20 protein-coding genes and 3 pseudogenes are annotated in these 23,140 nt (G+C 60.0%); 8 read left to right on the top strand and 15 right to left on the bottom strand.

Translation table 11 applies throughout. From position 1 onward, the window contains the following. Positions 1-17: 17 nt before the first annotated feature. The 5 genes from DFS28_RS10720 to DFS28_RS10700 all read right to left on the bottom strand — a co-directional run bounded on the left by DFS28_RS10720 (position 18) and on the right by DFS28_RS10700 (position 3,851). Positions 18-506 carry a DUF6644 family protein gene (locus DFS28_RS10720; RefSeq protein ID WP_018927834.1) on the bottom strand — a complete coding sequence of 163 codons (489 nt, stop codon included), beginning with the start codon at positions 504-506 and terminating at the stop codon, positions 18-20. 32 nt (positions 507-538) lie between these two features. Next, complete coding sequence (locus DFS28_RS10715; RefSeq protein ID WP_018927835.1) at positions 539-1,027, bottom strand: DUF6644 family protein; 489 nt, start codon at positions 1,025-1,027, stop codon at positions 539-541. A gap of 20 nt (positions 1,028-1,047) precedes the next feature. Beyond that, the gene (locus DFS28_RS10710; protein WP_111449719.1) at positions 1,048-2,556 is read right to left on the bottom strand and encodes an alpha/beta hydrolase domain-containing protein; all 1,509 of its coding nucleotides are present in this window, start codon (positions 2,554-2,556) and stop codon (positions 1,048-1,050) included. A 32-nt stretch (positions 2,557-2,588) separates the two neighbouring features. Next, a complete protein-coding gene (locus DFS28_RS10705) occupies positions 2,589-3,371 on the bottom strand; it encodes a hypothetical protein (RefSeq protein ID WP_111449718.1) in 783 nt (260 codons plus the stop codon). Positions 3,372-3,458: 87 nt separating this feature from the next. Continuing rightward, positions 3,459-3,851 (bottom strand): DUF6152 family protein, encoded by a 393-nt coding sequence (locus DFS28_RS10700; protein ID WP_111449717.1) that lies wholly within the window; start codon positions 3,849-3,851, stop codon positions 3,459-3,461. Positions 3,852-4,088: 237 nt separating this feature from the next. Here DFS28_RS10700 and DFS28_RS10695 point away from each other — a divergent pair, with 237 nt between their 5' ends. Further along, on the top strand, positions 4,089-5,426 hold the full coding sequence (locus tag DFS28_RS10695) for a hypothetical protein (RefSeq protein WP_111449716.1): 1,338 nt from the start codon (positions 4,089-4,091) through the stop codon (positions 5,424-5,426). Between the two features lie 121 nt (positions 5,427-5,547). On the opposite strand, the gene DFS28_RS10690 is transcribed toward DFS28_RS10695, so the two are convergent. From DFS28_RS10690 to DFS28_RS10670, 5 genes are all read right to left on the bottom strand, one after another. Continuing rightward, a complete protein-coding gene (locus DFS28_RS10690; protein WP_111449715.1) occupies positions 5,548-5,871 on the bottom strand; it encodes a DUF190 domain-containing protein in 324 nt (107 codons plus the stop codon). 10 nt (positions 5,872-5,881) lie between these two features. After that, the gene (gene crcB, locus DFS28_RS10685) at positions 5,882-6,265 is read right to left on the bottom strand and encodes a fluoride efflux transporter CrcB (protein WP_064617293.1); all 384 of its coding nucleotides are present in this window, start codon (positions 6,263-6,265) and stop codon (positions 5,882-5,884) included. Between the two features lie 149 nt (positions 6,266-6,414). Then, positions 6,415-6,978, bottom strand: coding sequence for a cytochrome b (locus DFS28_RS10680; RefSeq protein ID WP_111449714.1), 564 nt, complete (start codon positions 6,976-6,978; stop codon positions 6,415-6,417). Positions 6,979-7,083: 105 nt separating this feature from the next. Continuing rightward, positions 7,084-8,538 carry an aldehyde dehydrogenase gene (locus tag DFS28_RS10675; protein ID WP_111449713.1) on the bottom strand — a complete coding sequence of 485 codons (1,455 nt, stop codon included), beginning with the start codon at positions 8,536-8,538 and terminating at the stop codon, positions 7,084-7,086. A gap of 33 nt (positions 8,539-8,571) precedes the next feature. Continuing rightward, on the bottom strand, positions 8,572-9,948 hold the full coding sequence (locus tag DFS28_RS10670; RefSeq protein WP_111449712.1) for an aspartate aminotransferase family protein: 1,377 nt from the start codon (positions 9,946-9,948) through the stop codon (positions 8,572-8,574). A 214-nt stretch (positions 9,949-10,162) separates the two neighbouring features. On the opposite strand from DFS28_RS10670, the gene DFS28_RS10665 reads away from it, so the two are divergent. The 3 genes from DFS28_RS10665 (at position 10,163) to DFS28_RS10655 (ending at position 13,576) form a co-directional block, all read left to right on the top strand. After that, positions 10,163-11,137: a helix-turn-helix domain-containing protein gene (locus DFS28_RS10665; RefSeq protein ID WP_064617295.1), complete on the top strand. Its 975-nt coding sequence runs from the start codon at positions 10,163-10,165 to the stop codon at positions 11,135-11,137. Positions 11,138-11,197: 60 nt separating this feature from the next. Further along, positions 11,198-11,938 carry an IclR family transcriptional regulator gene (locus DFS28_RS10660; protein WP_111449711.1) on the top strand — a complete coding sequence of 247 codons (741 nt, stop codon included), beginning with the start codon at positions 11,198-11,200 and terminating at the stop codon, positions 11,936-11,938. Between the two features lie 189 nt (positions 11,939-12,127). After that, positions 12,128-13,576, top strand: coding sequence for an APC family permease (locus DFS28_RS10655; protein ID WP_111449710.1), 1,449 nt, complete (start codon positions 12,128-12,130; stop codon positions 13,574-13,576). Here DFS28_RS10655 and DFS28_RS31165 read toward each other — a convergent pair. The 4 genes and pseudogenes from DFS28_RS31165 to DFS28_RS31155 form a co-directional block, all read right to left on the bottom strand. Next, positions 13,574-13,953 (bottom strand): annotated as a pseudogene (locus DFS28_RS31165) (MFS transporter); the annotation flags it as partial. The gene DFS28_RS10655 and the pseudogene DFS28_RS31165 overlap by 3 nt on opposite strands. Further along, positions 13,899-14,045 (bottom strand): hypothetical protein, encoded by a 147-nt coding sequence (locus tag DFS28_RS30510; protein WP_158539675.1) that lies wholly within the window; start codon positions 14,043-14,045, stop codon positions 13,899-13,901. The gene DFS28_RS30510 and the pseudogene DFS28_RS31165, both read right to left, overlap by 55 nt. 87 nt (positions 14,046-14,132) lie before the next feature. After that, positions 14,133-14,669 (bottom strand): annotated as a pseudogene (locus DFS28_RS31160) (methyl-accepting chemotaxis protein); the annotation flags it as partial. A 321-nt stretch (positions 14,670-14,990) separates the two neighbouring features. Next, positions 14,991-16,184, bottom strand: a pseudogene (locus DFS28_RS31155) (HAMP domain-containing protein); the annotation flags it as partial. Between the two features lie 343 nt (positions 16,185-16,527). Between DFS28_RS31155 and DFS28_RS10640 the strand changes: the two are divergent. The 4 genes from DFS28_RS10640 (at position 16,528) to DFS28_RS10625 (ending at position 22,266) form a co-directional block, all read left to right on the top strand. Next, a complete protein-coding gene (locus DFS28_RS10640; RefSeq protein ID WP_111449708.1) occupies positions 16,528-17,976 on the top strand; it encodes an APC family permease in 1,449 nt (482 codons plus the stop codon). 89 nt (positions 17,977-18,065) lie between these two features. Beyond that, entirely contained in the window at positions 18,066-19,487 is a 1,422-nt protein-coding gene (locus DFS28_RS10635; RefSeq protein ID WP_111449707.1) for an aldehyde dehydrogenase family protein, read from the top strand. Positions 19,488-19,498: 11 nt separating this feature from the next. After that, a complete protein-coding gene (locus tag DFS28_RS10630; RefSeq protein WP_111449906.1) occupies positions 19,499-20,848 on the top strand; it encodes an aminotransferase class III-fold pyridoxal phosphate-dependent enzyme in 1,350 nt (449 codons plus the stop codon). A gap of 92 nt (positions 20,849-20,940) precedes the next feature. Continuing rightward, on the top strand, positions 20,941-22,266 hold the full coding sequence (locus DFS28_RS10625) for a hypothetical protein (protein ID WP_178082205.1): 1,326 nt from the start codon (positions 20,941-20,943) through the stop codon (positions 22,264-22,266). Between the two features lie 49 nt (positions 22,267-22,315). On the opposite strand, the gene DFS28_RS10620 is transcribed toward DFS28_RS10625, so the two are convergent. Continuing rightward, positions 22,316-23,074 carry an IclR family transcriptional regulator gene (locus DFS28_RS10620; RefSeq protein ID WP_033062017.1) on the bottom strand — a complete coding sequence of 253 codons (759 nt, stop codon included), beginning with the start codon at positions 23,072-23,074 and terminating at the stop codon, positions 22,316-22,318. Positions 23,075-23,140: the final 66 nt, after the last annotated feature.

Genomic DNA, 23,140 nt, shown 5'->3' with positions numbered 1-23,140 from the left:
CGGCGATAGACGAGCCATCAGAGAAACGCGATCCAGCGGCCGAGGAACACCACGCCCGCCCACAATGCCAACGAACTGAACCCCGCGACACGCGCCTGGCTGGGAGGCGTTAGCGTTGTGTCCCATTCGGCAATGCGGCGAAAGACGCCCAAATGGAATACCCCCATGTTGAGCCCCGCCAGCAGTAACACGCCCATCTTGCACAAGAACGCGGTGTTCTCGGCATAGGTCGTGGCATTGGCGGCGAACATGAGCAGGCCGGTGATCACGCAAGCCACGAAAGCGACCCAGGTGAACGGCAGCAAATCTTTTATCAGCCGTAGCGCGCTGCGGCGATGGGAGGCAACGCCGAGCAGACGCAAATCCACGACGGCGATGGTCCCGAACACAAGAGCGATGCCGATCACATGCACCGATTCAAGGGTTGGAAAAGCGGAGCCCGACTCTCGGATGAAGGTGGCGACAGAGGTGTCCTGGAGGGCTTGTAGTGTTGGTTGAATGTCCATGGCGAATACCTGGGAGCTTTCGTTGAAAACGCTTAGATCGCGTAGGCGATCCAGCGACCACAGATGATGACGACGCACCACAAGCCGATCGACAGCCAGGCTAGCGCCTTGACAAGAGGAGGCTTGCCATCACGTTGTGCATCGTCGGCAGGGCGTAGAAGGGGGCGCCGTAAAAGCAAGGTCAGCGTGAACGCACTCACGACCAGGGCCATCTTCAGCCAGAAGGTCGAGTTGACGAGTACGCGATCAGGCTCGGCGATGATCATGATCAACCCCGTGAAGAGCAGGACGAGGAGCGCATTGCGCATCCACGGGTAGTACCGGCGAACGACGCCACGCAAGGGCTCGTCCGTGGCGAACACACCCGCCAGCCGAAGATCGGAGATGACCGCAGAGCCGAAGAGCACTGTGATAGCGAGGATATGAATGCTCTGGACGGTGGGTATGATCCAGAGAATGTCCCGGATGGCTGTGCTCAAAGGTGACGCATAGATCCAGGCAATGATGAGTGATGATGACATTTGCTGTTCTTCCCAATGGGTTAGAAGTCTTGAGGCGTTGCGATCGAACGCAGGCCCGCCGCATCTTCTGGCAGTAGGTAGCCTTCCTTGATCGAAAGGGCTTTGGCGTCTTCGAATTTCTGTTCGTAGTTACTGAAGCTTCCATAACGCTGGCGAAGCACGTCCTTGGAGTAAGGCACCTTGGTGTCGTAGATCAGGCCGCAGCCGGTCTCCTGATCGGTGAGGTAGGTCGCACTGGGCACCTGGATCCACGGCGGGCGAACGCCCCCTTGCAGGTTGCCGGTAGCGGGGTCGCGCGCGGCGGTCTTGCCATCGCGGGCGACCCGCGGAGCAGTCGGCATGGGTTTGCCTTGGCGCACCCATTGGTCCATGCGATCCAGGAGCGCCGAGACGACCAGCTCCGCCGGTTCGTCGTACAGCGTCCGGCACCGTGGGTCGTCGCCCTTGCCGATGTCGGCAGCGAGCTGTTCGGTATGCTCCGTACCGAGGTCGGCCAGCCGCAGGTGCGGCATGCCGGTCACTTCGTAGTAGCGAATCTGCGGGCTGTCGGTGTCCGGGGGCAACTCGATGCCTTCGATCACGTCATGCATCAGTTCGGACTGGCTGTAGACGGTCACGAACGGCACGCCGTCGGGCGTATGGCGCGGCACCCGGATGACGTCGCCGCCCACTTCTCCGTAGGCCATGCGGCCGGTCATGTAGGCATCGATCAGCGGCCTTGCGTCGGGCATGCGCCATTGCTGGTGCCGGCCCTGGTCGAGGTAGTCCATCCAGACTTGCGCGGTCACGGCCCAGCTATTGACGTAAATGCGTTTAACGTCGAGACCTGCCAACGGGCTTTGCGCTGCATTGGTTTTCAGCAGCAACGCCAGTTGCGCCCCGATGCCCTGGGACTGTGGAGCAAACGGATCGGGGGCTTCACCGCGGGTGAAGTGTTCCGGGTCGTAATAGGTGCCCAGCGGCGCGTAGCGTGCAAAGTCGAAGCGGCGCATGAACTCGAAGTTCACGATCCGTCCGTACTGAGCGATTTGCTCGGCCTCGGCAGCCGGGGTGTCCGAGATGAACTTGGGATCGACTGGCGGCTTGTTCACATTCAGCGTGTACCCGACGTACGCGTAGCCGCGACGCAGCAGATAGTCGCGGGTCAGGATCCATCCCGCGGCGCGCTCGCCGAACCAACTGAACGGCTCGATCACGACCGTGCCATTGAAGCGCGCGGGGTCAGCCGGTTTGCGCACCAGAATGCGTGTGGTGTAAGGCGCCTCCAACAGGGTTTTGCCCGAGGCGGTAATGGCCGGGGAAACGCCTTGCAGGTAAAACTCCTCCTCGATGTAGCCATACTTGTCGAGGTCGCTGTATTCGGTGCCCGGGCGTTTCGCCGACGAGAGCGGTGGCTTGCCGGAGGGCGGCACCGCGATGGCCGTGGGCATGCGGGGCACCTCGGCGAATGCGTTCGACGTGAGGATCAGCAACAGCAGGGCGCTTTGCAGCGTCGGCCGCAGGATGCTGATGGTTGTCAGTCTTTCCATTTGGTCAGCTCCGATGGCGATTAATGGCGACTTCACTCGAGACTGAGGGATGCCTTGCCCTCTTTATCGATCACGATCTGATTGTTCTCGCAGACATACTCTTGAATGGCGTAGTTGGACCGTTTGTACTCGAACGTGAAGCGATACGGGGTCTTGAGCACCTGCGGGTCCTCGATCACGACCTGGTTCTCCAGGTGATCCGGCGCCGTCAGCCTGATGCGTTCGGTGATCTTCATGTCCTTGCCGTGTGGAACGTCGTAGAAACTCACGTCCGTTCGCACCCGTTGTGTTTCCACGACGAGCGTGTCGCCTTCCCAATGGCCGCGTGAATGGCCTTGATATTTAGGGTCCAGGGTCTCTTTTGGAGGCATCGCTTCGTTCAAGAGAATCCGGCGGACCTGCTGGAGATACTCACCGAGGACGATCACTTGTTTGTCGTCGTGAATGATCTGGATCGGGAAGAGCGCCGCCATCAACGTCGGCATTCCCTCGGGCAGGCATTTGGAGCTCGTTGTGGCCAGTGGCGTCCCGGCTTCGTTCGCTATGGCTTGTCTCTTCTTCAGCGCGACGTATTCGTCGGCATAGGACGCCTTCAGATCCATCGGTCCGCCCGGGTGCACCGGATCGTCCGGGTTCTCACCGAACCAGTCGTCCGGGGTTCTTTCCCAGGTGCCGCTGATGTCGGGGCGTGTGCTGACGCTGTGTTTGTCGTTTAGAGGTTTGGAAGGTGTTGCGGCGTTGCACATCCCGGCGACAGTCACGAGGGCGATGCCCACGAAGATCATTGCCGTGTTCAAGGTTCGTGTCGGTTTCATTGAAACGTCTCCACGCTGCTGGTCTGGTCTGGTCTGGTCTGGTCTGGTCTGTTCGGTTAGGTCGTCATGTAGCCAGGGAAGGGCTTCTCATCCGCCGCCTGTAAGTACGACGTCACCGATTTTGATCTCCACGAGCAACCCTCCTGGCTCACCGTTTTTCAACGGTTTGAAGGACACCTCGGCACTCTCGCCGGCCTTGATCGACTCAGCGCTCCAGCCAGTGCGCTGCAACGCGTTGACACTGCCTGTCTCGATCTTGAATCGCTGGGCCGGCGGGCCGGGTGTATCGACGTAAATCGTGATGTGGGGATTGGTCCAGGCAAAGCGCTCGACGACACCCTTGATCGAGACGGTCTGGGTCTGGTCGAAAAGCGCGAACGAATGGTGAGCGCTGGCAACAGGTGCCAGGGCACTGCAGGCGAAGAGGGTCAGAAGACAAAGCCCCTGACGTAACAGCGGGGAGGGTGACAAAGGGGTCATGACAGGTGCCTCGGTTCTTATGGTTCTTATGGGCCCAGCATAGGGGGAGGGCGTTCAAAGGCCGTAGCCCAAAACGGCAACCATTCGAGGCGCTGAGGATGTTTTGCAGTGGGGGAGGTATCGCGCGAAGGGATGGGCGGCCAGCCCCTTGAAAGTGCTGATTTGGGTTACCGCTTGCGCGACCCAAGCCGGAACACTCATGGCTCGCCTCATAAATATAAAAACAGGAGAGACGTCATGCGCACCCTCAGTTACGCCCCATTACTTTCGCTGGTCGCACTCTGTACATTTGAGCCGCAGGTACACGCCTACCAGCTCTACAGCGAAGACGATGGTGGAACCGTCCTGAACGCCGACCTGTCGGCGGCGTTTGGCTGGTTCGGCAGCGAGAAGAACTACATCGGCGACCCTGAGAGGGAGCCCGGCAGGATGCGTTGGCAAGAAGGCTTCGCCAAGTACGGTCTCAACGGCACGACAGACAAGATCACTGCCGGTTCGATGTATGGCGGACTCAGCTGGATCAGCACGGGATCATTTGGCGATGGGGACGCGGGGGGGATCACCGCCGGGAATGAAAGAAGAACGGCTGTGGAAGACGCCTATCTGGGCTGGAAGTCAGGTGATCTGATTCCTGCACTGGGCAAGGACGGCGTTGATTTCTCTTTTGGCCGGCAGCTCGTTACGGTGGACGGCTTCCTGATCACCGATGACGGGTTCGCCCCCGGGAAGGCCTTCAACCCTATCGAGGGCGTAAGGGATGGCCGGTTCGATCGCGGCGGCGCCTTTTATCTTGGCCCGCGGTTGGCGTTCGGGAATACGGCAGTCTTGAAACTGGGTGGTCAGGAGGGCCTTCACGGTAGCCTGATATGGCTAAAATCCGATAACCCCGGGCAGTCTAAGACCGAAGTGGCTGCCGCCACCGTCGACTACACGACGCCCGTCGGCTCGATCGGTTCGACGTATTTGCACGGCCTGGATGTTGACGAGCGATATGCTTTTGGTGATCGGCTTGAGCGCAGGGGCATGAACGTCTACAGCATTCGTGGGCAGGGCAATGCCGGGATCGAGAATGCCGACTTTGCGTTCGAAGTGGTGCGTCAGGAAAAACGTTCAGGGTCACAGCGGGCGATGTTCTTCGACGCCGGCTACACCTTCGCCGATACCCAATGGCAACCGACGGTGAGCTATCGATATTCGCTCTATTCCGAAGGTTACGACTTTCTGTTCCAGGGAGGTTTTCGCAAGCGATACCAGGGTGAAGTCGCCGCCAATTACGCAGGTTCAGTGACCTCGAACATGGCGATCAACGACGTGCTCCTCTCAGTCAAGCCGACCGAGACATTGACCCTTAACGCAATGGCCTTCAACTACCACCAGCTCTCCCGTACGCATGAGCAGGACTTCGCTGCACGTGAGGTCGACCTTTTTCTGGATTGGATGGTGACGGATAACGTCACACTCTCGCCTCTGGTCGGCTTCTACAAGCCCGAAAAGTGGCTCGGGGACGGTGGTCTGCAGAGCGGGAGCGCATCAACGAACACTTACTTCCAGTTCATCGTGTGGATGACTTTCTGAGTCGCCGCTCACGCCGTAACGACGAAGGTTTGTTGCCGGTATCTTGATCGGGGGCGCCACCCGCGGTGGCGCATTCCCGATGGGAGGTCGCCAGGCAACAGGCGATCGAGGAGGGGCCAGGCTAGGTGGCTTTTTTGCCGAGGAAGCCCATCTCGATTGGGGTCTTTATGTAAAACACAGAGATTTCCTCAGCCTCCAGCCTCTTGAGCAACCTTTCGGATTCGTCCTCGGTGATAGCCATGCGAATCTCCGTAGGCTGATCCGCGAGTTCAAAAAAATGCGAAGAGTGCAGTCGACCGGTGTGTCCAAAACCCTCGATAGCCGTAGAGAGAGTCGCACCACGCAGCCCCATCTCTTTGGCCACATCGACGATCCATTCGCCAAGCATCTTTCCCTGATAACGACGGTTCTGTTGAGTGAAGAAAATCACGAGAAAACCTTTCATTTTCATCTCCTCATCGCATGCCAATGATTTGATAGGACAAAAGCCCGGCAGCGGTCATCACCAACGAGCCTACGACGTGCAATGAAATTGAGCCGAGCGCCCAGAGCAGTCTGCCTTCCTGGATCAGGGCAACTGTTTCGGCCGAAAACGTAGAAAAGGTGGTAAGCCCACCGCAGAAACCCGTGATGATCAGCAGGCGCCATTCAGGACTCAAGGTGGGGGAGGCGGCCAAAAACGCGATAGCCAGGCCAATGATGTAGCCCCCGACCATGTTCGCGACCACCGTGCCCGGGGGAATCGTGGGGAACAGGGCGTTCAGCTTCATGCCCAGGAGCCAGCGCAACCAGGCACCAAGTGACGCGCCAACGGCGATTACTGCGAGTGATTTCAGCATGGCGGGCTCACCTCGTCGGACCTGGGCCAAACAGGTATCAGGTAAGCACAACAGAACTGAAGACTTCAAGAACCCCGTACGCAAGTGACTGGGCCCCCTCTGGTCAGAGCCATGAAGGCGTGGACATCTTGCGCCCACGCCTCATCAAGTCACAGCATGCGGCGCAGGACGTCGTTTCGAGGGTCCCGGTCATAAAACCGGTGTTTGAGGGCGCCTACGACATGCAACAGGATCAGCCCGAGCAGGGTGTAGGCGAGCACTTTGTGCAGCCATTGAAAGACGACGAACCAATTGTCATTTTTCGGAAGGAGCTCAGGCAGGTTGACCCCAAAAAAGAACACCCCGTCGCTCATCGTGTAAGTGCTCGACATTGAGTAGCCCATCAACGGCACGATCACGACGAGCGCATACATGACACGCTGCGTAAGCCTTGACAGGAACCTTTCATAACTTGCCAGCGTTTCCAGCGGCTGCGGAAGCACGGGGGTCCGAAAACGCAGGGCGATCTGAGTCAGGACAACCAGAAACACCAACAGCCCAAAGGATTTGTGCCACGGATAATAGAGCTCGTACTTGCTCGCCACTTCGTCATTCAGACCGGTCATATGCCAGCCTGCCCAGAGGAGGCCTGCGATGAGCACGGCGCGTACCCAGTGCAACATTCGCAGGGATGTCGGATACCGATCGGTTGTTTGTTGATCTATCGGGTTCATCGTAGTCTCTCCATTGATTATCAACGGCATCAGGGATGCACTTTTGAACGGTAACCCTCGCGGCACAGGGGCCGGAGGGTTATTCGGTCAGGACAGGGATCGTGCTCAGGAAGGCAGCAGCACGGTGATGACTTTCTCCTCGGTGTAGGCCACCGCGCCGGCAAACCCGCCTTCACGGCCGATACCGCTGGTCTTAACGCCACCCCAGGGCAGGTTGGCGTCCAGCGGGCTCCAGCAGTTGATACCCACGGCACCGGCCTTCACCGCAGCGGCTACGCGGTGCGCTCGCACCAGATCGGTCGTCCAGACCGTGGCCGCCAGGCCGTAGGAGGAGTCATTGGCCAGTGCGATAGCTTCCTCTTCGCTGTCGAACGTGATCAGCGTGCCGACGGGTCCGAAGATTTCGTCTTGGGCAATCGCCATGGCGTTGTTCGCGTTGGTGAAGATCGTCGGCCGGACAAACCAGCCCCGTTCAGGCGTCGATACACCGCCGGCCAGCAGCGAGGCGCCTTGGTCGATACCCAGTTGGATGTATCGGTTAACGCGATCGAATTGCGCTTTCTTGGCCACCGGTCCCATCTGTACACCGGGCTGGCGAGGGTCGCCCACGTTGACTGCCTGCGCGGCATCGGCCAGCGCAGCTCCGAAGCGATCTGCGATGCTGCGGTGCACCAGAATGCGCGAGCCGGCGGCACAGACCTGACCCTGGTTGGCGAAGAGGCCGAGAGCGCACCCGCGTAGCGCGTCTTCGAAAGAGGCATCGTCGAAGACAATCTGGGGGCTCTTGCCGCCCAGTTCCAATGCCACGCGCTTGAACAGCACACCGGCGGTGCGCTGGATTTCGCGTCCGGCCTCGGGGCTGCCGGTGAAGCTGATCTTGGCAACGAGCGGGTGTTCGCACAAGGCGCGACCCACTTCATTGCCATAGCCGGTGACCACGTTAATCACGCCATCAGGGAAGCCCGCTTCCTGAGCCAGCACCGCCAGGTGCAGGGCAGACTGCGGCGTCTCTTCCGAAGGCTTGATGACCACGGTGCAGCCTGCCGCCAGCAAAGCGGCGAGCTTCCAGACGGTGATCATCAACGGCGAATTCCAGGGAACGATGGCGCCGACCACACCCACGGGCTCGCGTACCGTGTACGAAAGAGTCTTGGTGCCGAAGTAGCCACCGGTGGGAATGGTGCGCCCCTCAAGCTGATTGGCCCAGCCAGCGGCGGCACGCAGGTTGGCGATCGCGTTGGGCAAGTCCATCCGGCGCGGTTCGATGGGGGAGCGACCGATGGCGTTGGCATCCATATCGGCCAGCAATTCGGTGTCCCGTTCAACCAGGTCAGCGAGTTTCGACAGCAATTGACCGCGCTGGGCGCCGTCGAGCTGGCTCCAGGTGCCTCTCTCAAGTTGGCTATGCGCGGCCGCCACTGCGCGGTCCACGTCCTCAGTCGTGCCCTGTGCGGAGCTGCCGTACACCTGTTCTGTCACGGGGTTGACGAGGTTTATGCGACGGCCGTCGGAGGCTTCGAAGGACGCGCCTTCGATGAAGTGATTCAGGTGCTCAGTCATTTTGGGGTCCATGAGTGATGTGGAGTGGTCGGGTCACGCCTCGAGGGAGGCCAGGGCATCGCCGAAGATGTCCAGTGCCTTGAAGAACAGCGAGCGTGAAATCGTCAGCGACGGCATGACTCGCATCACGTTGCTGTAGCGACCGCAGGGAATCATCAGCACGCCGTGGTTCATCAGGTAGCCCATGAGCTGGCCGATTTTTTCGGGCGCCAGGGGGGCTTTGGTGGCCTGGTCCTCGACCAGTTCGATACCGATCATCAGGCCGCGGCCGCGGACTTCAGCGACGAACGGGCTGTTGAAGCCACGGATACGTTCCTGCGCTTCCAACCCCAGCGTGTGCGCGCGGTTGAGCAGATCGAGCTCCGGGTCCTGCAGGATGCTGATGTTGGTCAGCGCCACTGCCGCGGACAACGAGTTGGCGGCAAAGGTGTTGGGCATCGACCCGTCAGGAATCGCGGCCGCCAGGTCTGAACGCATGATCAGGCCCGCCATTGGCAGGTCGCTGCCGATGCCTTTGCCGAACGTGAGCATGTCCGGCTTCACGCCCGAGTGCTCGACCGCCCACATCTTGCCGGTGCGCCCTGCGCCGGATTGCACTTCATCGACGATCAGCAGCGTGCCGCTACGGTCGCATGCCTTGCGCAACAGCTGCAGGAATTCTGGCGAGGGAGGCACGTAGCCGCCTTCGCCCTGCACCGGTTCCACGATGACGGCAGCCACGTCATCGGCGGCGGTGTAGGGGGTGTTCAACAGGTAGTCCACGTACTCGCCGGCGATCTGCTCGGCGCTTTTGTGAGTGGTGTCGAAAGGGAAACGGTAGGCATAAGGGTAGGGGGCGTGAATAACCCCGCCCATCTGGGCACCGTAGCCCTTGCGGTAGGCCGTGCCTGTCGTCAGGGAACCCGAGGCGTTCCACACGCCGTGGTAGCCACCATGAAAGGCGATGATCTGGTGCCGCCCGGTGATACGTTTGGCGAACTTGATGGCTGCTTCAAGCGCATCGCTGCCGCTTTGCGTGAAGAAGGTGATGCAGTCGCCACGCAAGCCGTCAGGCGCGATCTCGGAGAGCTTGGCCGCCAGTTCGGTACGCCGGGTGCTGTTGATTTCCAGGGCATGCATCAGTACTTCGGACTGTTCGCGGATCGCTTGCACCACTTTCGGGTGGCAGCGGCCTACGCTGCTGACGCCCACGCCGGCGGACAGGTCGATGTAGGTGTTGCCATCGGGGTCCTTGAAGGTAGCGCCAAAGGCACGGTCCATGGCTATGGGCATGCGTCCGCCGCCGCGCGCCATCGACTCGGTACGCGCCGACAACGCCAGGGCCTCGCTGGTTTTGGGGCCGGGAAGTGTGCTGGAGGTAATCCTCGGGGCGTCCGCGAAGTGCAGGGATTCAAGTTTGGCTTCACTCATGACGTTCTCTCTGAATGTCGATTTAAGTGTGCTGATCATCTCCGCGACGAGTCTGTGGCCGGTAGCCCGAATTGGCACATGGATGGACCGCCCTGAGCGCACCTTCCAGTGAATTTAGAATCTCATAAAGAATTGTGCAAAATTCTCACCATGTGCGAATATCGCATAGGAAGGCGATCTAAAAACAAGAATATTGGCAGAGGCTTTCGACATCATGAAAAATCAGACTATCAGCCATTTCAGAGACGTCCATGTCCATGCGGCCACCGTCCAGGAGTGGAGCCAGGACTACAGTCAGCTAACGGCAGGCTCGACTGAGAGTTCGCTGATGCAGTTGTCGACGGCGGGTGTCCACGTCTTTCTCGAGCAGATCAACCAGCGTGTCGTGCAGCACGGCGTGGCTCCCCGAGGCAAGATGTGCTTTGCCGTGCCGATCACCACCCCGGGTTCGATTCGAATGCAGGGACGGGAGGCAGACGATAGCAGCCTGTTCTTTCTTCACGGTGGCGAGGAGTTCATGTTCCATATGCCGATGGGCATGGAGCTACTGTCGATCACCTTTGAACGTGAATTGTTCGAGCAGGCGTTGGCGCAAACGGCTTCGGCGAAGGAGGTCAGCCTGTTGCTGCGTCAGCCGGTGATCAGGGTTTCCACGCCGCGCTTTGCAGACGCTCGTCGCCGATTGCTGGCAATGTTCTCCCAAGCCTTGGTGTACGAAGAACTCGACAGCACGCGAGATCGGGAGCGGGAGCTGGCGCTGGAGCAGGCGATGCTCGGCGAGTTGCTGCAACTCATGACCGACCCGGCCTGCGACAAGCAACAACGCTCCGCAAGCTCCACGCGCAGCTTCATTGTCGAGAAATGCCATCGTCTGGCGACCGCGGAAATGATCGACGTGCCCAGCGTGATCGAGTTGTGCCAGCGACTCCAGGTCAGTCGGCGTACCGTGCAGAACAGCTTTCGCTCGGTTGCCGAGACGACGCCGCTGAATTACTTGCGCTCTGTGAGGCTCAACGGTGTACGCCGGACCTTGATGTCCACCCGCGCGTCGCATCTCTCGATCGGCGATGCCGCTGCCCAATGGGGCTTCTTTCACCTCAGCCATTTTGCGGCGGAGTACCAGGAGCTGTTCGCAGAATTGCCGTCCCATACCCCCCGCGCTGCCATCACCGGTTGCGCTCATGCCTGAACACCCGCCCACTGAAAGCAGTGTGGGGTGACCGTTGGCTTCACAAGGATGTAGAGAAAGATGAATAGCCTGCGCCGTCTGCTCATGGTCTTCGACCTGTTTCGCCCGGAACAACCGGTCATCGATGTGGACATCATTTGCCGGGAGCTCGGCTACACGTCCGCCACCGCCTATCGTTATCTGCGCGAACTCGGCGATGCGGGCTTTTTGAAGCGATTGCCGCGCGGTTACGCGCTCGGCCCGCGGATCGTTACGCTGGAGCATCTGATGACGAACTACGATCCGTTGTTGGCATGCAGCCGGGACCTGGTCGACAACCTGGTCGCCGACACCGGCCTGGACGCGCTGGTCAGCGAGTGGCATGGCGACTCTGTGGTCAACGTACTGATCCATCGTGGCTCCGATGCTGGACCGGTCGGTAGCGGCAGGGGGCGGTCGATCGATCTTTTCTACAGCGCGACCTCCCGGGTCGTATTGGCTTATCTGCTACCGCGCCAAATCCGACGTGTTTACGACGCGCACGTGAACCCGTCCGAATTGCAGCATCTGGGGCTGGAGTGGAAACCGTTCATCAAGAGCCTGCTCGCCATCCGCAAACAGGGCTACTGCATCAGCGAAAGCGAGCTGCACCCGGGACGCAGTGGCGTCGCGGCGCCGATCTTCGACGAAAAGCAGCGCGTCCTCGGGAGCATGACCCTGGTGGGGCGCAGTGAGCGATTCGGTGCGTTTCAGCAGCGCTATCTGTGCGACCTGGTGACCGGCGCGGCGTCGGAACTGACGGCGCGTCTCGCTTCGCAGTGAGGTAAGGGGGGCGGATGGCGCTGTTCAGGTGATGGCGTAACAGGTTACCGATTTGGGATAGCGGGGCGTTCAAAGTGAGGCATAGGATCGAAACCAGCGTGCGACAAAAACGACAAGCTATATCGGTGACGGTGAACGGCTTGCTGCACCGATCCTACAGCGACTGCCTCATACAATAAGGTCAAGAACATGAGCGTATCTATCCCGATCAACAGTTCGACGGAGTTGAAGCGTGGTGCCTTGGGTGTTGGTTTCATCATCTTTTTCGTGGTGTCGGCGGCGAGCCCGTTAAGTGTCATCGCCGGTGGTTTCCCGATTGGCATCATGCTGGGTAACGGTGCCGGCACGCCGGCGTTGCTGATCCTGGCGTTGCTGGTGCTGCTCGCGTTCTCGGTGGGTTACACCACCATGTCCCGGCACCTGACCAATGCCGGCGGTTTTTATGCGTTCACCTCCCGTGGTTTGGGTGGTCTGGCAGGCGGGGCGGCCGGGGTGTTGGCGATGTTTGCCTATAACATTCTTCAGGTCGGGTTGTATGGCATGTTCGGCGGGGTCGTCAGTGGCACCATGGAAAGTGTCTTCGGCCTGGTGTTGCCGTGGTGGTCCTACTCGCTGATGGCGATGGCGAGCATTGCGATTCTGGGGTATCGCAAGATCGACCTGTCGGCGCGGCTACTGTCGGTGATGGTGATCGCCGAGTACCTGGCGATCCTCATCCTGGATTTTTCCATACTCAAATCTGGCGGCGACAGCGGCATCAACCTTGATGCGTTTGATCGCAGTCATGTGTTCAGCGGCACACCGTCAATCGGCTTGCTGTTCTGCTTCGCGGCATTTATCGGCTTCGAGGCGACGACTATTTACGGCGAAGAGGCGAAGAACCCTCAACGTACTATTCCGATTGCCACCTACTGCTCGGTGCTGCTGATCGGCGGGTTCTACGCACTGTCGGTATGGTCGATGGTGGTGGGCGTGGGTGCGGACAAAATCGTGCCGATGCTGCAGTCCTTGCAGGATCCCACGACGTTTATCTACGGCATGTCCGACCACTTTGTCGGCCCCTGGCTGACTCAGATTATCCGGGTGCTGTTCATGGTCAGTATCTATGCCGGCCTGCTGGCCTTTCATAACGCCGCGGCCCGTTACTTCTACGCGATTGGGCGTGACGGCCTGTTGCCGCACCGCTTGGGTACTACCCATCGCGTGCACCAGAGTCCTCATATGGGGTCGGCGTTGCAGAGCCTTATCTCGGCGGTGGTGGTACTGATTTTCGCCGCCATGGATGCCGATCCGATCCTGCAGCTGTTTGCCTGGCTGTCCAACTTGGCCACGCTGTGCGTGATTTTGTTGATGGCGCTCACTTCCGCAGCGGTAATCTTTTTTTTCCGGCGTCACCCCGAACTCAAGGTGGGGATCTGGCGTGGGCGGATTTTCCCCGGTTTCTCTTGTATTGCCCTATTGGCGGTCCTGGTACTCGCGGTGGTGCATTTCGATGTACTGACGGGCGCTAGCCTGGCCTTGTCGTACAGCCTCTGCGCCATCATTCCCGCGGCCCTGCTGGGTGGCGTGTTCCTGGCGACTCGACTTCGCAAGGCGTCGCCGCAGCGGTACCAGGCATTGGGTAGCCACAAGCTTTAAGGCCCCACGCAGAACCGCAGCACCGCCCAGTTCAAAGGACACTTCTTCGATGGAGGCGGCCATGCCGGCTTTATCGGCGGGCACGCTGAGCATGATGGTGCTGGACGAAACGGTCAGTGCAGCACCAATCGTCAAGCCCAATAGGGCAAGGCTGGCGACTTGCAGTAAACCGCAGCGTTGTACGGCAAGAGATAGTTCAGCATCGCCGCTGACGACAGCAGCAACGTCCAGAACAGCAGCATGACCGCCACCAGCATGCCGTCGAAGGAGGGCGCCCGTTTACCGAGTTCCTTGACGGCATACGCCAGGCTGATCAGCCCGATCATGACCTGCAGCGAACCCAGCCAGTCCCATTGCTTTTGAGCATCCCCCCGGTGAGCGCGGTGTACAACACCGTCATATCAATGACGATCAGCAGCAATGCGCTGGAAATAACGGCCAGGATCAGCCAGCGTCGCGGGGGAATCATGGGGGGTGCTCGATGAACGATGGTCGAAAGCCGGCAGCTGTAACTCAGTCAAGACGTCAGCACCGGCAGGTAGCCTGCCGAGCCCCTTTACACCCGAAAATGGCCGACAAGCTGCTGTTGATGGTTGGCCATTTCATGGAGTGAGTCACTGGCCCTCGAGGCATCGCTCATCCGTTGGGTCAGTGTTTCGCTGATGCTGCGAATGCCACTGACCCGATGGCTGATATCTTCCACGACCGTACTTTGCTCCAGGGCTGCGCTGGAGATCTGCTGATTCATCTGCTCGATCACATCCACGGCCTGGGAAATATTCTCCAGCGCCGTACGGGTCTGTTGCACCTGGATCACGCTGTTGCCGGCTTGCTCGCGGCTCAGCTGGGTACTGTGCACCACCTCCTGGCTCAACTGCTGCAACATCTCTATCACCGTGCGGACCTGTTCGACCGAACTTTGGGTATTGCTGGCCAGGTGCCTGACTTCATCGGCCACCACCGCGAAGCCGCGCCCCTGTTCGCCCGCTCTGGCCGCTTCGATGGCCGCATTCAATGCCAGCAAGTTGGTTTGCTGCGCGATGGTGCTGATGACGTCCAGCACCTGGCCGATCTGGGTACTGCTATTGGCGAGGGCATGCACTTGCTTAAGGGTGGTGTCCAGTCGCTGATCGAGGCTTTCGATGCTGCGCTCGGCGATGGAGAACACCGCTTGACCTGATCGGCTCGCGCTTTCGGCGGCTGTCGCTGCGTCGGCGGCACCGTGGGAGTGGCGCGCCACTTCCTGGGCACTGGCACTCATTTCGTGCAGCGCGGTCGCGGCCAGCTCCACTTCGCGGTACTGGCGTTGCATCCCTGCGCTGACTTCCCGGGCAATCCCCGAGGAGGTATTGGCGCTGTTGCGGGTATCCAGGGAGGCGGTTTGAATGTCGCGAATAATCGGCTGCAACTTATCCAGAAAACGGTTGAACCCATTGGCCAATTGGCCCAATTCGTCGCGCCGCCCGACGGGCAGGCGTTGGGTGAGGTCACCATCACCATCGACGATGGCATCAAGCAGACCCGCCACCTTCAACAGCGGGCGTGTCACCCCGTAGGCGGCCAGCCAGATCAGCAGCATGCCGAGACAGCTGGCCAGTACCCCCAGGCAAAGGTTGAGCCAGTTGGCCTGGTGGCTTTTGTCGTCCAGTTCGCTTTGCATTTGCCGAGCGGAAGCCTGCACCAGGTCTTGGGGAACCTTGATCTCCAGTTGCCAGAGTGGATTGCCTGGCACGGTTTGCAGAGTTTGGCGTATATCGAGGGTGGACCCGGAGACTTCGCCGCTGCGTCCTGCCACCTGGCCGGTGGGCGACACAATGGCGACTTCGCTGTTGCCCTCATACAGGTCCTGACCGAGGTCGGCAGCCAGCTTTTGCAGAGTGTCGAGGCCAATGTCCATGCCGACCACGCCGAGGATCTTGCCGTTGGCGATCAGAGGGATAGAAACGCTGCTCATCAGGACTTTCTGGCCTTCCACCTCACTGGTGTAGGGCTCCACCACGCAAGTGCGCCTTTGAGCTTGAGGGCAGGTGTACCAGACGTTTGTCGGTTCGCTGCCGGGTGGCGCAGTGTCGGTGAATATTTGCGCCTCGGTGAGCACATCCTGGACCAGTTGTCCCGGCTGGCTCTGCGACCAATACAGCGCAAAGCGGCCTTTTTCGTTGCTCGCCAGTGCACGTTGCCCGACGAAATTGGCGTCTGCGCTCGCCAACGCGTCAGGCAGAAGTATGACGTACAGACCGAGCACTTTGTCGCGTTTGAGCAGTGTCTGACGGGTCACGCTGATCAGCGCTTCGCGCAATTGCGCAGCCGTGAGGCGTCCATTGAGCGTTTGATCGCGCAGTTGCAGAACCTGTTGCGCGAACCCTTCGCCATACAGCGCCGTTTCGTTGAAAAAGCGTTCGACGTGTTGGCCATGAGCAACGGCCTGGGCTTGCAAACGCTCCACAGCGGCTTGCTCGAGGAGGTGACTGCTCTGCTCCTTCAGCAATTTTGCACTTTGTTGGTTCTGATACACCGAGGCGCCTACCAGTGCGCCAACGACAGCCAGCAGGCACAGTCCGCTCAGGAGTGTGATCCGCCATTGGATAGTGAGATGAGCTAAACGCATGACTGAGGCTTCCTGCAGAGGGCTTTGGCTGCGATGGGCTGAGGACCAGACTCTCGCTTTTATTATCGGTGCCGGCATCTGGGTATAGAGCGGGTGACGCTAGCATGCGGGAGGGGGCGGCCGAGCAGTTATCCCGAATCGGCAAGGACTGCCGCATTGCCGGTGCCACATTGACCTGTTTTGGGGCGGCGCCTCGGATGCTACCGATTTGGGATAGCGAGCGGTTCAGGGGCGGGCATAGGATCGAATTCAGCGCGCAACTAAAACAAAACGCTAATCGGTGCCGATGGAATTCGATCGGGCCACCCCAACAGCGACTGCCTCATACAATAAGGTCAACAACATGAGTGTACCTATCTCGATCAACAGCTCCACGGAGCTCAAGCGTGGCGCCCTGGGCGTCGGGTTCATCATCTTCTTCGTGGTGTCGGCGGCTAGCCCTTTAAGTGTGATCGCCGGTGGCTTCCCGATTGGCATCATGCTGGGCAATGGCGCCGGCACACCGGCATTGCTGATCCTGGCGTTGCTGGTGCTGCTCGCGTTCTCGGTGGGTTACACCACCATGTCCCGGCACCTGACCAATGCCGGCGGTTTTTATGCGTTCACCTCCCGTGGTTTGGGTGGTCTGGCAGGCGGGGCGGCCGGGGTGTTGGCGATGTTTGCCTATAACATTCTTCAGGTCGGGTTGTATGGCATGTTCGGCGGGGTCGTCAGTGGCACCATGGAAAGTGTCTTCGGCCTGGTGTTGCCGTGGTGGTCCTACTCGCTGATGGCGATGGCGAGCATAGCGATTCTGGGTTATCGCAAGATTGACCTGTCGGCACGTGTGCTGTCGGTGGTGGTGATCGCCGAGTACCTGGCGATCCTGATCCTGGATTTTGCCATCCTCAAATCCGGCGGCGACAGCGGCATCAACCTTGATGCGTTTGATCGCAGTCATGTGTTCAGCGGCACACCGTCAATCGGCTTGCTGTTCTGCTTCGCGGCATTCATCGGCTTCGAGGCCACCACCATTTACGGTGAAGAAGCTATAAACCCTAAACGTACCATTCCGATTGCCACCTACAGTTCGGTGCTGCTGATCGGCGGGTTCTACGCGCTGTCGGTATGGTCGATGGTAGTGGGCGTGGGCGCGGACAAGATCGTGCCGATGCTGCAGGCCTTGCAGGATCCCACGACGTTTATCTACGGCATGTCCGATCACTTTGTCGGCCCCTGGCTGACTCAGATTATCCGGGTGCTGTTCATGGTCAGTATCTATGCCGGCCTCCTGGCCTTTCATAACGCCGCGGCGCGTTATTTTTACGCGATCGGCCGTGACGGCCTGTTGCACAGTCTGTTGGGCACCACTCACCGCGTGCATCAGAGCCCCCATATGGGTTCGGTGTTGCAGAGTTTGATTGCTGCTGTGGTGGTACTGATTTTCGCTGCATTGGATGCGGACCCGATCCTGCAACTGTTCGCCTGGTTCTCCAACCTCGCCACCCTCTGCGTCATTTTGCTGATGGCGCTGACGTCGGTAGCGGTCTGCGTCTACTTTCAGCGTCATCCCGAGCTTAACGTCGGAATTTGGCGCGGGCGCATACTGCCTGTTTTCTCCTCCTTGGCGTTAATGCTCGTGCTGGTACTGGCGGTGGTGCATTTCGACGTGCTGACCGGGGCCAGTCAGCTGTTGTCCTACGGACTCTGCGCCATCATTCCCGCGGCCCTGATCATCGGCGTCATTCTCGCCGCGAGATTGCGAAAGATCTCCCCACAACGGTTTCTCGCCTTGGGCAGCCACAAGCTTTAAGGCCGCGCTCGTTACAGCTCGACTAACCAGACAACTCCAGCCTGCCGTTGCTCGGCATGGCTCGTCAGTGTGTGAAAGGAATGTTTCAAATGCACAACTACAAAATGCTCATCAATGGTGTTCAGGTTGCCGGTGATAAGGGCCAGTTTGACGTGATCAACCCGGCCACCGGTGCTGCATTCGCCCAATGCCCCGCTGGCTCGCTGGCGCAACTCGACCTGGCGGTCGACGCTGCACAGACGGCATTCAAAACCTGGCGGCACAGCACCCACGCAGACCGTTGCGAGCGGCTGTTGGCGGTCGCGGCGGATATCGAGCGGGAGGCCGAGTCACTGGCCCGGCTGATTGTGCTGGAACAAGGCAAACCGCTGGAACTGGCATTTTCAGAAGTCATGGGTTCCGCCGCCTGGACCCGCTATGCGGCCGGTCAGGAGATTGCCGTGGAGTTGGTGGAAGAAACCCCCACTCAGCGGATCGAGTTGCATCGCAAGCCTTTGGGTGTGGTGGCGTCGATCACACCGTGGAACTGGCCGTTCATGATCGCTGTGTGGCACATCATGCCGGCGCTGCGAGCCGGTAACTGTGTGATCAGCAAGCCGTCGAGCCTGACCCCGCTGAGCACCTTACGCCTGGTGGAGATCATCGCCCGCCATGTGCCTCACGGCGTGATCAATTGCCTGACGGGTGAGCAAGGTTTCGGCGGCGCAATCACTTCGCACACTGGTATTCAGAAGATTGTGTTCACCGGCTCGACCGCCACCGGACAAAGCGTCATGCGCGGCGCCGCCAACAACCTCAAGCGCCTGACCCTGGAGCTGGGCGGTAACGACGCGGCAATCGTTCTGCCAGGTACGCCGATTGAGGCGGTGGTCGAGGAGATTTTCCAGGCGGCGTTTCTCAACATGGGCCAGACCTGCGCGGCCCTCAAACGCCTGTATATCCACGAATCGCAGTACCAGGCCTTTGCTGATGCGCTGACCCTGATCGCGGCGCGCCAAGTGGTGGGCGATGGCCTGGAAGCTGGCGTCACCTTTGGCCCGGTACAAAATCTTGATCAATTGGAACATGTCGACGCGCTGGTCGCCGACGCACGGGCACAAGGCGCGCGCGTGCTGTGCGGCGGCGCGCGTCTGGATCGCCCCGGCTTCTTTTATCCACCCACCCTGGTCGCGGACGTGACAGATGGCCAGCGTCTGGTCGACGAGGAACAGTTCGGTCCCGTGTTGCCCTTGATCGCGTACCGGGATGTCGAGGATGTGCTGCAGCGCGCCAATGCCGGTGACATGGGGCTGGGCGGATCGGTCTGGGGGCCGGATGTCGAGCAGGCCCAGGCACTGGCCAGCCGCCTGGAAAGCGGCGTTGCCTGGGTCAACTGTCACGCGCAGATCCAGCCGAACACACCGTTTGGCGGCAGCAAGATGTCCGGGTTTGGCGTCGAGTTCGGCCTTGAGGGGCTGCTGGAGTTCACTGGCCAGCAACTGCTGTTTGTCCGCAAACGTGATACCGAATAATGCACTTGATCATGTACGAAAAATACAAGACCGCCGAGAAGAAATTCTGGCACCCCATGAGTTCCAGCGCTCCGGCGCAACGCTCCAAAACGTTGATCATCGCCCGTGGTGACGGCAACTACATCACCGACATCGACGGCCATCGCATGCTCGATGGTGTGGGCGGGCTATGGAACGTCAACATTGGGCACAACCGCGCGAGCGTCAAAGCTGCAATCGCCGCGCAGCTGGACGAGCTGGCGTATTACCAGACCTTCGACGGCATTGCCCACCCTCGGGTGTTTGATCTGGCCGAACGGTTGACCGCCATGTTTGCCCAGGAGCGCATGACACGGGTGCTGTTCAGTTCCGGCGGCTCCGATGCGGTGGAAACCGCGCTGAAAATGGCGCGTCAATACTGGATCGCCAGCGGCGATCCGGGGCGTACGCGTTTCCTGTCTCTGCGTAACGGTTATCACGGTGTGCACATGGGCGGCACATCGGTGGGAGGCAATGGCGTTTACCACTACAACCACGGCCAACTGTTGGCCGGCTGCCATTTGCTCGACACGCCGTGGTTGTATCGCAATCCCTGGGATTGCCGTGATCCCGAAGCGCTGACTGCGCACTGTATTCGTCAGCTGGAGGATCAGATCGCATTGCTGGGTGCGCAGACTATTGCGGCGTTGATCGCCGAGCCGGTGCAAGGCGCAGGCGGGGTGATCGTACCGCCAGCCGATTACTGGCCGCGCTTGCGTGAGGTGTGTGATCGCCACGGGATTCTGTTGATCGCCGACGAAGTGGTTACCGGCTTCGGCCGCACGGGCTGCATGCTCGGCAGTCGCGGCTGGGGCGTCGCGCCGGACATCCTGTGCCTGGCCAAAGGCATCACTGCCGGTTATATCCCGCTGGGTGCCACGCTGTTCAACCAACGCATCGTCGATGGGATCGAGAGCGGCCCGGGTTTCAGCAGCGTGATCATGCATGGCTACACCTACAGCGGTCACCCGACTGCGTGTGCGGCCGCCCTGGCGGTACTCGATATTGTCGAAGCCGAGGATCTGCCGGGCAACGCCGCCAAGGTCGGCGCGCAATTGCTCGAGCAACTCGCACCGTTGACCGAACGTTATGACGTCGTGGGCGAAGTGCGCGGCAAGGGCTTGATGATTGCCTTGGACCTGGTTGCCGACAAAACCACGCGCCAACCGCTCAACCCGGCAGGCGGCCAGCCGTTGCGGATCGCTGACGAAGTGCGGCGTGCGGGCGTGCTGGTGCGTCCGATAGGCAACAAGATCATCCTCTCGCCGCCGTTGACCCTGACGTCCGACGAGGCTGGCCTGATTGTTTCTGCGCTCGAAGCGGCGCTTGCCACCTGCTGCTAGCCCCCCCGCGAAATCGGTGCCGCGCTGCTGCACCGATGTCTCGCCAATACCTAAGACAGCCTTATAAAGGCGCACCACAAGGAGCTTGAGCCATGCGCAATCCATCACTTCATCCCGTGTTCGGTAGCACGCTTGTGTGCACATTGGTGCTATGCGCCATCAGTCAGGCCCAGGCCTATGAGTTGTACAGTGATCAGAGCCGGCACCTCAACGCAGACATGACCGCCGTGTTCGGCCTGTTCAATAGTCGCAAGAACTACGACGGCACACCCGGGGGATCTACCTGGCGCGAAGGCTTTATCAAATACGGCTTGAGTGGCGACCAGTCCTTGGCAGGCAATGGCACCGCGTATGGGGCGTTCGCCCTGGTCAGCTCCGCCACTTGGGGCGACGGCGACCCAGGCGGCAATTCTCTGGGGACCGAGCGCACAACAAAGATCGAAGACGCCTACCTGGGCTGGCGCTCCGGCGACCTGTTCCCTGCGTTGGGCAAGGACGGGGTCGATATTTCCGGCGGGCGCCAAGTGGTCAAGCTGGGCCGAGGTTTCCTGATCAACGATGACGGACTGAACCTGGGCAAGGGCCCGGCCGATGGCAAGATGAACCGTGGGGGCGCTTACTACCTGGCTGCACGGCATGCGTTCGATCAAACCGCGCTTTTGCGCCTGGGTGGGCAAGACGGCCTGCACGGCAGTCTGGTGTGGCTCAAATCCGACAACCGCGTCCAGGCCGAAACCGAACTGGCCGCCGGCACGCTGGATTACACCACCCAGCCAGGTACGATCGGGTTGACCTGGATACACGGCATCGACGTGAACGATCAATGGGCTAGCGATTTTCAACGCCAGCGCAAAGGCATGAACGTCTATAGCGTTCGCGGTGAAGGCGATGCGGGCATCAAGAACGTCAGCCTGGCATTCGAATACGCCTGGCAGGACAAGGACGCCGGGCCGGAGAAAGCCTGGTACGGCGAAGCGGGCTACACCTTCGCCGATACCGCCTGGGCGCCCAAGTTGACCTATCGCTATACCCGCTATTCACAGAAATGGGATCCGCTGTTCACTGGCTTGAGCATGGGCTACGGCACCTGGTTTCAGGGCGAAGTCGCCGGCAACTACGCCGGGCCGTTCAACAGCAATACCAGCATTCAGCACGTCGGACTAAAGGCCACGCCGCTGGAAAACCTGACCTTGGGCGCGCTGTACTTCGATTTCGACACGGTGCGTAAAAGTAATGCGCTGAACCTTAATGCCCGTGAGCTGGATATCTACGCCGAATGGGCAGTCAACCCGCACTTGATCATTACCCCGCTGATTGGCCTCTACAAACCCGATCAGGACTCAACCACGGGTGGCAATCAAGTCGGCGGCAATGGCACCAACGTGTACAGCCAATTGTCGGTGGCTGTTCCGTTCTGACCGCACATTCGCCGCGTCCACGGCAAGGGACCGGCGGCTTATCCATAGGCTAGGGCGCGGTGGTGTTCGACTGATTGCGCATGTTTTCGGCGATGCGCCGAGTGGTATCCATCACCATTTCGATCACTGTTTCCTGACGCAGCAGCTTGAAGCTCTGAGTGCTGCCGACGGCGGACAGGCTGCCAACCACTTCGTCGATGTCCGGCTGGATGATGGGCGCGGCGATGCCGGTCAAGCCCAGGTTGAGTTCATCATGGGTGAGGCAGTAACCGTCCTTGCGAATTTTTTTCGCGGCCTTGGAAAAGCTCGGCCAGTCATAAGGGCAGTCCGGGTCGTTGGCCATGTGCTCGTCGAACAAGCGTTGCAAACGCCGACCTTTCTGAAAGGCGATCAACACCTTGGATTGCGCGCCGCGAAAGAATGGCAGCGGTTGCCCGCGCCCGAACGCAAAGAGGTAGGTGTCGGTGGGTTCGGCGATGTAGGTATTGATGATACGACCGTCATAAAAAACGCTCGCAAACACCGCCAGGCCGGTTTGCGCGGACAGCTCGTGCATCAACTCGCGCCCGGCAAGGAGGATAGGGTCGTACTGACGCATCATCCAGTCCAGTTCGATGACTCGCGGCCCCAAACCATAACTGCCGGCGTCCACGCGGGTCAGCAGGCCGGCGTCGCACAAATCCTTGACGTAGCGGTACACGGTCGCGCGTGACAGGCCCATGCGCTCGGCAATGGTGTCGGGGTCGATCTTCAATGTCTGTGGACCGAACAGGTCCAAGACACTCAGCAATTTGCTCAGGCTGCTCATTTCGTTCCTAGAGACGGGGGAAGGGCGCGTGCTTCGTTCCGGCGTAGACCAGACATCTCGCAGGAG

Source organism: Pseudomonas sp. 478 (genome assembly GCF_003254125.1).
Taxonomy (GTDB): Bacteria; Pseudomonadota; Gammaproteobacteria; order Pseudomonadales; family Pseudomonadaceae; genus Aquipseudomonas.
The sequence above is the reverse complement of the archived record's forward strand: the minus strand, read 5'-3'. Positions and strand labels throughout refer to the sequence as shown.

Bases quoted from the DNA above. Each gene is read 5' to 3' on its own strand.
- DFS28_RS10675 (WP_111449713.1), bottom strand. From the start codon at position 8,538: ATGACTGAGCACCTGAATCACTTCATCGAAGGCGCGTCCTTCGAAGCC.
- DFS28_RS10695 (WP_111449716.1), top strand. From the start codon at position 4,089: ATGCGCACCCTCAGTTACGCCCCATTACTTTCGCTGGTCGCACTCTGT.
- DFS28_RS10640 (WP_111449708.1), top strand. From the start codon at position 16,528: ATGAGTGTACCTATCTCGATCAACAGCTCCACGGAGCTCAAGCGTGGC.
- DFS28_RS10630 (WP_111449906.1), top strand. From the start codon at position 19,499: ATGTACGAAAAATACAAGACCGCCGAGAAGAAATTCTGGCACCCCATG.
- DFS28_RS10715 (WP_018927835.1), bottom strand. From the start codon at position 1,027: ATGTCATCATCACTCATCATTGCCTGGATCTATGCGTCACCTTTGAGC.
- DFS28_RS10705 (WP_111449718.1), bottom strand. From the start codon at position 3,371: ATGAAACCGACACGAACCTTGAACACGGCAATGATCTTCGTGGGCATC.
- DFS28_RS10665 (WP_064617295.1), top strand. From the start codon at position 10,163: ATGAAAAATCAGACTATCAGCCATTTCAGAGACGTCCATGTCCATGCG.
- DFS28_RS10655 (WP_111449710.1), top strand. From the start codon at position 12,128: ATGAGCGTATCTATCCCGATCAACAGTTCGACGGAGTTGAAGCGTGGT.
- DFS28_RS30510 (WP_158539675.1), bottom strand. From the start codon at position 14,045: ATGATTCCCCCGCGACGCTGGCTGATCCTGGCCGTTATTTCCAGCGCA.
- DFS28_RS10625 (WP_178082205.1), top strand. From the start codon at position 20,941: ATGCGCAATCCATCACTTCATCCCGTGTTCGGTAGCACGCTTGTGTGC.
- DFS28_RS10620 (WP_033062017.1), bottom strand. From the start codon at position 23,074: ATGAGCAGCCTGAGCAAATTGCTGAGTGTCTTGGACCTGTTCGGTCCA.
- crcB (WP_064617293.1), bottom strand. From the start codon at position 6,265: ATGCTGAAATCACTCGCAGTAATCGCCGTTGGCGCGTCACTTGGTGCC.
- DFS28_RS10635 (WP_111449707.1), top strand. From the start codon at position 18,066: ATGCACAACTACAAAATGCTCATCAATGGTGTTCAGGTTGCCGGTGAT.
- DFS28_RS10690 (WP_111449715.1), bottom strand. From the start codon at position 5,871: ATGAAAGGTTTTCTCGTGATTTTCTTCACTCAACAGAACCGTCGTTAT.
- DFS28_RS10710 (WP_111449719.1), bottom strand. From the start codon at position 2,556: ATGGAAAGACTGACAACCATCAGCATCCTGCGGCCGACGCTGCAAAGC.
- DFS28_RS10660 (WP_111449711.1), top strand. From the start codon at position 11,198: ATGAATAGCCTGCGCCGTCTGCTCATGGTCTTCGACCTGTTTCGCCCG.
- DFS28_RS10720 (WP_018927834.1), bottom strand. From the start codon at position 506: ATGGACATTCAACCAACACTACAAGCCCTCCAGGACACCTCTGTCGCC.
- DFS28_RS10670 (WP_111449712.1), bottom strand. From the start codon at position 9,948: ATGAGTGAAGCCAAACTTGAATCCCTGCACTTCGCGGACGCCCCGAGG.
- DFS28_RS10700 (WP_111449717.1), bottom strand. From the start codon at position 3,851: ATGACCCCTTTGTCACCCTCCCCGCTGTTACGTCAGGGGCTTTGTCTT.
- DFS28_RS10680 (WP_111449714.1), bottom strand. From the start codon at position 6,978: ATGAACCCGATAGATCAACAAACAACCGATCGGTATCCGACATCCCTG.